Annotated in this window: 6 protein-coding genes; all 6 read right to left on the bottom strand. The window is 71.2% G+C overall.

Annotated elements, in window-relative coordinates:
* A partial coding sequence (gene mreC, locus AB0J39_RS37120) for a rod shape-determining protein MreC (RefSeq protein WP_363473477.1) occupies window positions 1–1,133 on the bottom strand: 1,133 nt, incomplete at its 3' end.
* 8 nt (window positions 1,134–1,141) lie between these two features.
* Entirely contained in the window at window positions 1,142–2,173 is a 1,032-nt protein-coding gene (locus tag AB0J39_RS37125) for a rod shape-determining protein (protein ID WP_363473479.1), read from the bottom strand.
* A 219-nt stretch (window positions 2,174–2,392) separates the two neighbouring features.
* Window positions 2,393–2,803: a nucleoside-diphosphate kinase gene (gene ndk / locus AB0J39_RS37130; RefSeq protein ID WP_204055566.1), complete on the bottom strand. Its 411-nt coding sequence runs from the start codon at window positions 2,801–2,803 to the stop codon at window positions 2,393–2,395.
* A gap of 216 nt (window positions 2,804–3,019) precedes the next feature.
* Entirely contained in the window at window positions 3,020–4,543 is a 1,524-nt protein-coding gene (locus tag AB0J39_RS37135) for a hypothetical protein (protein WP_363473481.1), read from the bottom strand.
* Between the two features lie 11 nt (window positions 4,544–4,554).
* Window positions 4,555–4,905, bottom strand: a complete 351-nt coding sequence (locus tag AB0J39_RS37140) for a DUF4233 domain-containing protein (protein ID WP_182907843.1) — start codon at window positions 4,903–4,905, stop codon at window positions 4,555–4,557.
* The gene (locus AB0J39_RS37145; RefSeq protein WP_363473484.1) at window positions 4,902–6,185 is read right to left on the bottom strand and encodes a folylpolyglutamate synthase/dihydrofolate synthase family protein; all 1,284 of its coding nucleotides are present in this window, start codon (window positions 6,183–6,185) and stop codon (window positions 4,902–4,904) included. The genes AB0J39_RS37140 and AB0J39_RS37145 overlap by 4 nt, the downstream gene beginning before the upstream one ends.
* Between the last annotated feature and the right edge of the window lie 430 nt (window positions 6,186–6,615).

The raw sequence follows: 6,615 nt of genomic DNA on the forward strand, positions 1-6,615 counted from the left end.
GCGCGCCGAGGCGCCGTCCCGGCGGAGTCGGTCTCCCGCCCCGCGCGCGGCTCCTGCACGGGCGGCTCCTGCGCCGCCCCGTCCACGGCCTGCGTACCGTGCCGGCCGCGCCGCTCCTGCGCCGCCTCGGGCCGGCCCTCGCCCGTGCCGCGGCCCCGGTCGCCGAGCCCCCACTCGGCCTCCAGCGACGCGCGCCCCTGCCCGCGGCCGTCGTCGCCGCGCCGCTGCCGGTCCTCACGCGCCGGCTTCGGCGGCTGCGGCTTCGGCGGCAGCACCGCGTCGCGCGGATCACGCTTCGGCGCCGCGACCACCACGCCGACGACGTCCAGCGCGGAGAAGTCGGTGAAGGGCCGCGCGTACGCCGTCCGGGTGACCTCACCCGGCGTGTTGTCCACCCGCTCGACCACGCCGATCGGCACGCCCGGCACGTACGGCCTGCTCTGCTGCGAACCGAACGAGACGATCCGGCGGCCCACGCCGATCGGCACGGTGGAGTCGAGCAGGCGGAACCTGACGAGGTTGCCGCCTCCGCCCGCCTCGCCGAGGCCGCTCACGACGCCGAGCTCGTTGCCGCCCTCCAGCCGCGCCCCCGCCGAAAGGGCAGGGTCGGTCAGCAGGGCCACCGTCGAGCTGACCGGGCCCGCCTGGACGACGCGGCCGACCAGCCCCACGTCGCTCAGCACCGTCATGTCGGGCCGGATCCCGTCGCCGGTGCCGGCGTCGATCTCGACCGTGTCCTCGAAACCCGCCACCGTACGCCGCGCGACGACCTGGGCCCCGACGACGCGGTAGCGGCCGAACCCCGCCAGCCCGAGCATGCGGTCCAGTTTCTCGGCCCGCGCCCGGTCGAGCCGCTGCGCCGACACCTCGTCCCGCAGCTGCGCGTTCTCCTTGCGCAGGTCGGTGATGACGCGCCGGGCCGAGGGCGCGTCCCGCAGCATGCCGACGAATCCGGTGATCGGGCGGGTCACGGCGGCGCCGACGCGTTCGGCCTTCCCGAACACGGCGCCCACGGCGTCGCGCACCGGGCCGAGGACGTGGTCGTTCCCGGCCCGGTGATCCACGGTGATGAGGATCAGCGCCACGGCGAGGAGGAGTCCGAGAATCAGACGGGCGCGGCGGGTGTCTCTCATGACGCTCCTTAGTTGCGGGGCTCCGGCACGAGCACCTGCTGGAGGGCTTCAAAGTCCTCCACGCATCGCCCGGAGCCGAGCGCGACCGAGTCGAGCGCGTTCTCGGCCAGATGGACCGGCATGCCGGTCTCCTCGCGCAACCGGTCGACCATGCCGCGCAGCAGGGCGCCGCCACCGGTCACGGCGATGCCCCGGTCCATGAGGTCGCCGGAGAGCTCCGGCGGGCACTTGTCCAGCGTGGACTTCACCGCGTCCACGACCGCGTTGACCGGCTCGGCGATCGACTGGCGGATCTCCTCGGCGCTGATGACGACCGTCTTCGGCAGGCCGCTGACCAGATCGCGGCCGCGCACCTCGGCGTGGAAGTCCTCCCCCGTGACGCACGCGGACCCGACGGCGATCTTGACCTCCTCCGCCGTGCGCTCCCCGAGCATCAAGGAGTACTCCTTCTTCGCGAAGGCGATGACCGCCTGGTCGAGTTCGTCGCCCCCGACGCGGATCGACTGGCTGGTCACGATGCCGCCCATCGAGATGATGGCCACCTCGGTGGTGCCGCCGCCGATGTCGACGACCATGTTCCCGGTCGGCTCGTGGACCGGCAGGCCGGCGCCGATCGCGGCCGCCATCGGTTCCTCGATGATGTACACGCGACGGGCCCCTGCCTGATAGCCCGCTTCCTTCACCGCGCGTTGCTCCACCGCGGTGATGCCACTCGGCACGGCCACGATGATGCGCGGGCGCACGAAGTGGCGGCGTTTGTGAATCTTCTGGATGAAGTACCGCAGCATCCGCTCGGTCACATCGAAATCCGCGATGACACCGTCCCTCAGGGGACGGATCGCGACGATGTTTCCGGGCGTCCGCCCGATCATCCGCTTCGCTTCTATTCCAACTGCCACGATCTTTCCAGTCGTGACGTTGATGGCGACGACGGACGGCTCGTTCAGGACGATGCCGCGCCCTCGGACGTAGACGAGAGTGTTCGCCGTGCCAAGGTCGACAGCCATGTCACGGCCCAGGAATGTCAGCTTGCTGCCCATGCGGAAGGAAGCCTTCCTTCAGGTGGTTAGCGGTTACCGGGTTCAGCGGGTGTGCGGGATGACGCATCGCATTCGAATCGTAACGGCACGTGCTCATCACTGGGCACATCGCGCTCTCAAGCCCCCGGAAAAACCGGCGTCCCCCCGCCTAAGCTCGGTCACCACCTGGAAAAACACGAGAGGCCCCGGTTTAAACCGGGGCCTCTCGTGGGGCAAGGACTAGAAACGGTCCGGAAAGAAAATCTTGATTTCCCGGGCGGCGGACTCCGGCGAATCGGAGCCGTGGACGACGTTCTCGCCGATCTCCAGGGCGTGGTCGCCGCGGATGGTGCCGGGCGCGGACTTCACCGGGTCGGTCAGGCCGGCCAGGGCGCGGAACGCCTCGACCGCCCGGGGGCCCTCGAGCACCAGCGCGACCAGCGGGCCGCCGGTGATGAACTCCACCAGTTCGCCGAAGAACGGGCGCTCGGAGTGCTCGGCGTAGTGGGCCTTGGCCGTCTCGGCGTCGAGCGTGCGCAGGTCCATCGCCACGATCTTGAGGCCCTTGCGCTCGATGCGGCCGATGACGTCCCCGATGAGACCGCGACGGACCCCGTCGGGCTTGATCAGGACAAGCGTACGCTCGGACACGGTCTGTTCTCCTAAGGTCGTTGCTGAGGCTCACGTGGCGTCGTGCTCGCCGTACGGTGACCCGTGCAGGTCGCGGGCGCACCCGTCAAGCATCTGGAGCTCCGGCTGGGGAACTCCGTACGCAACGGCAGCTTACCGGTCCGCGAACGCCGCTCCGATCGGGCGAGGCCGGGTGTCGCCGGCGCGACGGGGCCGGCCGGCGAGGTCGGCCGGCGTTCAGCGGGCGGCCCTGTCGTCCCCACGGGCGCCGTCGTCCTCCTCCGGGGACGGCGTCGGCGCGGGGATCACCACCTGGCCGTTCCCCGGCGCGGCGGCGGCCCTCCGGGTCAGGACGGCGGAGAGCACGATCACCCCGACCACGACGAACCCGCCGATCTGCGCCCACATGTGCAGCGCGTCGATGAACCCCTCGACCAGGGCGTTCCCGTTGCCTCGCGCGGTCTCGGCGGCGTCACGCAGCCGGTTCACCTGGATGCCGGTGCCGAGCAGGAAGCCCGCGAGCACGGCCGGGAAGCACAGCGACAGGCCCAGCATCGCCGAGCCCAGACCCGCCGTGCGGAACGCGCCGACCAGCGCGACCGCCGATCCCGCGGCCAGCAGCACGAACGGCACCACCAGCGGCGTGCCGGACGGCGCCGGCACCAGCAGCCAGGTCGCGCATAGTCCCGCGACGACGGCCGCGAGACCGAGGGCCGTCATCCGGTCCGTGAACGCATCCGGCGCCCGGCCTGCGAGGACGGCGGCCGCGAGCGCGGCCAGCGCGGCCACCAGGAACGGCACCCACAGGCCCTTGAGGCCGGGACCGCCCAGTGGGCCGCCGAGCTCGATGTAGGTCATCTGCGCGGCCGTCGGCAGCACCACCAGCCCGACCGCGACGTTGACGAACGCGAGCGTACGGCCGCCCTGCCCCTCGAACGTGCCGAGCGCCGCGAGGCCCAGCATCGCCACGACGGCGAGCGCCGCGGCGGCGACGACCAGGCGCGGCGGCCAGTCGAAGGTGATCCCGACGCCCAGCACCGCGATGGCCGCCGCCGGCACGATGGCCAGCGCGAGCCGCCCGCGCTCGGCCGACGTCGGCCGGTTCGCGGGCAGGATCTCCCCCTCGGCCCGCGTCCCGCCGTCACCGGAGATCATCCAGAGCACCAGGTACGCCGCGGCGAGGGCCAGCGCCACTCCGGTGAGCAGCGGGTACGGCTGGAGGGTGACCTGCCACGAGGTCACGTCGCGGATCGCCCACAGGGCGAGCGCCTGGGCCGTCAGCAACGAGGCGGCGAGCGCGCCCGCCCAGATCGGCAGCAGCACCCGGCGCCGGGAACGCTCGGCGACCGCGACCAGGGTGGCCGGCACGAGCATGCCCGCGCCGACCCCGTGGAGCACGCGCAGCACGCCGACCAGCGCGACGGTGTCGGTGTACCCCCCGGCGACGTCGGCGAGCGCGAGCAGCGTGAGCCCCGCCACGAGGATCGGCGCCGCGCGGAACCTGCGCACCGCGACCGCGGCGAGCGGCACGGTCACCAGCATGGCGGGCAACGCCAGGCCGTGCGCGCGGATCATGTCGACCTGCGACACGCCCGGCGGCAGCAGCGCCGCCACGACGGAGATCGTGTTCGGGATGGCGACGAGCGCCAGAGGAAGGGCCACCAGGGTGAGCAGCCCGATGACGACGTCGACCAGCAGAGGGACGCGCACGGCACGGACCGGCGCGGCGGTCCGAGCCTGCGGTACGGGAGGGACGGCCATGGTTGCCGACTTTAGCGCTTCGTCGTCCCTTCGACACGGCGAGCGACGAAGATGGCAGTTATCCACAGGGCAGCGAAGATCACCCCGAGGAAGAACATGACCGGGACGAGGAATCCTGTGGCGATTGTCAGGACCTCAAGCACAGTGCCCGCGATGTACGCGGAAGGGCGTTTCAGCATGCCGACGACCACCACGCACAGGACGGCGAGCCCGAGCCCGACGGTCAGCGCGAGCGGGGCGGACACATGGTTGATGGTGATCGCGACCGGACTGATGAGCGCCACGACGATCGCCTGCATCCCGAGGACGCTCGCGCAGAGCCGGCGCATACCCGGGGTGACCTCGAACACGCCGCTGCTCATTTCGCGACCTTGAGGAGGATGCGCGCGTCTCCCGCCGTCACGACCGAGCCGGTGATGAGGACGCCGGAGCCGAACTCGTCACCCTGGTCCGCCAGCGCGACGCCGGTGTCGATGGCGTCGTCGAGCCGGTCCTCCACATGGACGCGATCCGAGCCGAAGACCGCCTCCGCACGGGCCGCCAGGTCGTCCGGGCTCAGCGACCGCGAAGAGGAGTTACAGGTGACCACGATCTCCTCGGCCACCGGTTCCAGCAGGTCCAGAATCGTGTCCACGTCCTTGTCCGCCATCACGGCCACCACCGCGACGAGCCGGGTGAACCCGAACGCCTCGGTAATGGCCTCGACCGTCGCCTCCATGCCCGCGGGATTGTGCGCCGCGTCGACCAGGACGGTCGGGCCACGCCGCACGACCTCCAGCCGCCCAGGGCTCTTCACCTGGGCGAACCCCTGCCGTACGACTTCCTCCCCCAGCGGGTCGTCACCGGCCGTCAGCGCCTCCACCGCGGCCAGGGCGCCGGCCGCGTTGCTCGCCTGGTGCGCGCCGTACAACGGCAGGAACACCTCCTCGTACACACCCTTCAAGCCCTTGAGCTGGAGCATCTGGCCGCCCATGGCCAGCTCGCGATGCAGCACGCCGAACTCCAGCCCCTCGCGGGCCACCACCGCGCCGACCTCCGCCGCCCGCCGCATCAGCACCTCGGCGGCGGGCAGCGGCTGCTGCGCCAGCACGGCCGTCGCCTTGGGCTTGATGATTCCGGCCTTCTCACCGGCGATGGTCGCGACGTCCGGTCCCAAGTAGTCGGTGTGGTCGAGCGAAACAGGCGTGACGACCGCGACAGTCCCGTCCGCGACGTTCGTCGCGTCCCAGGTGCCGCCCATACCGGTCTCGATCACCGCGACGTCCACAGGAGCGTCCGCGAACGCCGCGTACGCCATCCCCGTCAGCACCTCGAAGAAGCTCAGCCTGCCCACCTTGGCGTCGATCATCTCCAGGTAGGGGGCGATGTCCTCGTACACCTCGGCGAACCGCTCCTCCGACAAGGGCTCGCCGTCGATCACGATGCGCTCGCGCATCGACTGCAGATGAGGGCTCGTATAGCGGCCCACCCGCAGGTTACGCTCGCGCAGGAGAGCCTCGACCATCCGCGCGGTACTCGTCTTCCCGTTGGTGCCCGCGATGTGAACGACCTTGTACGAGTTCTGGGGATCGCCGAGGATCTCCATCAACGCGGTGATCCGGTCAAGAGTGGGGCTGAAATCCCACTCCACTCCCCGTGCCATGATCGCTTGCTCGACGGCTCGATATTCCACGACCCTCAGCGTACGGGAACCCACACCCGCCCTTTCACAAGGCAGTAGGCCGCGTGACCGCCGATGTGAGCGCCAATCCGCGCGGCCCTGTCGCGGCGTGTTCATGCGCTGTGGGGCGCAGAACCTGGGACGTGGGGGCGCTGGGACTTGGGGACGTGGGGGCCTGGCCGTGAGAGACACAGGGCAGCTGCGAGACGTGGGACCAGGGATCGAGTGGGGACTGTCGTGAGGGTGAAGGTGATCTGGGCGTGCTGAGGCTCGGTGACGGATCCGGGTGTGGTGAGGGTGAGTGACGGTGACCCGGGTGGGGGTTGGTCACTGCGCCGGCCGGAAGGTCCGGTCCTCGCGAAGCCCGCTTCGCTGGGCCTTCGCTGCGGTCCTCCCTCCCGCCCGCTCCGCT

It is taken from the genome of Microbispora sp. NPDC049633, from assembly GCF_040675265.1.
GTDB lineage: Bacteria > Actinomycetota > Actinomycetes > Streptosporangiales > Streptosporangiaceae > Microbispora > Microbispora maris.

Excerpts from the sequence above, each read along its gene's own strand:
- AB0J39_RS37135 (WP_363473481.1), bottom strand. The coding sequence starts at position 4,543 with ATGGCCGTCCCTCCCGTACCGCAGGCTCGGACCGCCGCGCCGGTCCGT.
- AB0J39_RS37145 (WP_363473484.1), bottom strand. The coding sequence starts at position 6,185 with ATGGCACGGGGAGTGGAGTGGGATTTCAGCCCCACTCTTGACCGGATC.
- AB0J39_RS37140 (WP_182907843.1), bottom strand. The coding sequence starts at position 4,905 with ATGAGCAGCGGCGTGTTCGAGGTCACCCCGGGTATGCGCCGGCTCTGC.
- AB0J39_RS37125 (WP_363473479.1), bottom strand. The coding sequence starts at position 2,173 with ATGGGCAGCAAGCTGACATTCCTGGGCCGTGACATGGCTGTCGACCTT.